Genomic DNA, 2,157 nt, shown 5'->3' with positions numbered 1-2,157 from the left:
GGGATGGGCGACGGTGCGGGTCCGGTAATGCCGCCAAGGGGCGAGATGCCGTGCAATCAAAACGCGGGCGCCGCTCCGTGCCCTATGGCGCAGTAGTGCCGCTTACGAGCAAGCTACGTAGTTCCGCGCGCCATTTGCGCGGAATTCTACTTTATCAAAACATGGTGCGAGAATTTTAGAATTTTAGCTTGAAATTTATGCGGCGTAGCGCCGATAAAATTTCGCAAAACCTTATCGGCGCAGGCAAGGTTTTGAAATTCTACGCCGAGAAATTTTATATCGCGAAATTTAGAATTTCGTAGCGGCGGAATTTTAATTTAGCTTGAGCCAAGACGCGCTGTTTTGCCATGATAAAATTTTGCCGTGAAATTTCGCAATTAAAATTTACGTGGAATTTCACAGGGTATAATTTCAAAAATTCTACGCAAGGAGGCGGGCTATGGCAAGGGTTTTGATCGTCGAGGACGAGGGGATGCTGCTAGATATGATGTGCACCTACATGCGCAGCGCGGGGCACGAGGTAAGCGGCAGTAAAAGCTACGACGAGGCGCTTTCATTAGCGTACGAAAAGAGCTTCGATCTGTGGATCTTCGACGTCAAAATCATCGGCGGCAACGGCTTTGCGCTGCTTCGCGAGCTGCGCGAGGCCGGGCGCGGCGCACCGTGCATTTTCACGACGTCGCTAAATACTCTGCAAGACGTCGAAAGCGGCTTTGGAAGCGGCTGCGACGACTACCTCAAAAAGCCTTTCGAGCTAAAAGAGCTGGCTCTGCGCGCGGATAATCTACTAAAGCGCACCTTCGTCCACAACGCCGCCCTGCGCGAAAATATCGGCGGAGGTTTTAGCTTCGATATGGCTCAGCACGCGCTTTATCGCGACGGAAGAGCCGTGCCGATGCCGCAGAAGCAGGCGCGGCTTCTTGCTCTGCTTCTGAAAAACCGCGATAAATTCCTTAGTAAGGATGAAATTTTCGCCGCGCTGTGGGACTACGACGAGAGTCCGAGCGAGCTTAGCCTGCGCGTTTATATCGCGGAGCTGCGAAAAATTTTAGGCAAAGATCGCATCATAAACGCCTCCAAGCTCGGCTACAAATATATCTAGGAGCGCACCGTGTCCAAAATGCGTCAAATTTTACCGATTTTTTTGCTCTACACTCTTACTAGCGCCTTGTTTTTAGCGCTGGTAAGCAGCATATTTTACGAGCGGGAGAAGTTTTTTATCGCGGATCGCGATGCCTTTGCGATCAGGGATTTTAAACACGGCTTAGAGGCTAAGCTCGCTCGCGGCGGGCGCCTAAACGAGAGCGATTTTGATGCCATGCAGGCATACGCGGCGGATCTGAATAGCAGCGATGAGATCGCGCGGGATTTCGAGCCGAGAGATGACGCGCCGCGCGTGTATATGGAGGGGCTGAGTAGGATCGAGCAGTTTAATCTCACCGCCAAGGACGGCACGGAGTACTACGTAGCGATCAAAACGGAGGCGCTTGAGGGCAAGCTCGCGGCGCTGAAGCTTAAAATTTTAGCCGCGAGCGCGCTTGTTTTGGCGCTTATTTTGTTGATCGCGTATTTTATCATCCGCCTTTCGCTGCGCCCGCTTTATGAAAAGATCGAGTTTCTAAATGGCTTCATCCGCGATACGACGCATGAGATAAAGACGCCTCTTAGCGTGATTTTGATGAGTATCGAGCTTTTTGATACCGAGCCGAAAAAATATCTAGGCAATATCAAGGCGGGCGCAAATACGATAAACGCGCTCTTTGAGGATCTAACCGCGCTAAGCTTAAACAAAAGCGGCAGCGGGCGAGAGGTAAATTTAGGCGAGCTGGTGCAAAGCCGCATAGAGTATTTCGGCGTCTCTGCGGAGCAAAAGCGCATAAATCTACGCGCCAATCTGCGCCCGGTAGCCTTTTGCGCGGATGAGTTTAAGCTGCGAAAAATCATCGATAATCTGCTTGGCAACGCGATAAAATATTGCGACGAGCTCGGCTGCGTCGAGGTGAGCCTGCGCGAGCGTTCGCTTCGCATCAAAAATAGCGGCGCGGGCATCGCGCGGCAAAATTTGCCGCATATTTTTGAGCTTTACACCCGCTTTGACGAACGTAACGGCGGTTTTGGCATCGGGCTTTTTATCGCCAAAAAATACTGCGACGAGCT

General features: G+C 51.5%; 2 protein-coding genes. Both read left to right on the top strand.

Annotated features, from left to right (window positions below; translation table 11 throughout):
• Positions 1-439 precede the first annotated feature (439 nt).
• A complete protein-coding gene (locus tag Q0256_RS05095) occupies positions 440-1,102 on the top strand; it encodes a response regulator transcription factor (RefSeq protein WP_297960702.1) in 663 nt (220 codons plus the stop codon).
• An 18-nt stretch (positions 1,103-1,120) separates the two neighbouring features.
• On the top strand, positions 1,121-2,157 hold a 1,037-nt coding region (locus tag Q0256_RS05090), incomplete at its 3' end, for a HAMP domain-containing sensor histidine kinase (RefSeq protein ID WP_297960706.1).

Origin of the sequence: uncultured Campylobacter sp. (assembly GCF_937949835.1) — a bacterium.
Lineage (GTDB): Bacteria > Campylobacterota > Campylobacteria > Campylobacterales > Campylobacteraceae > Campylobacter_B.
The sequence above is the reverse complement of the archived record's forward strand: the minus strand, read 5'-3'. Positions and strand labels throughout refer to the sequence as shown.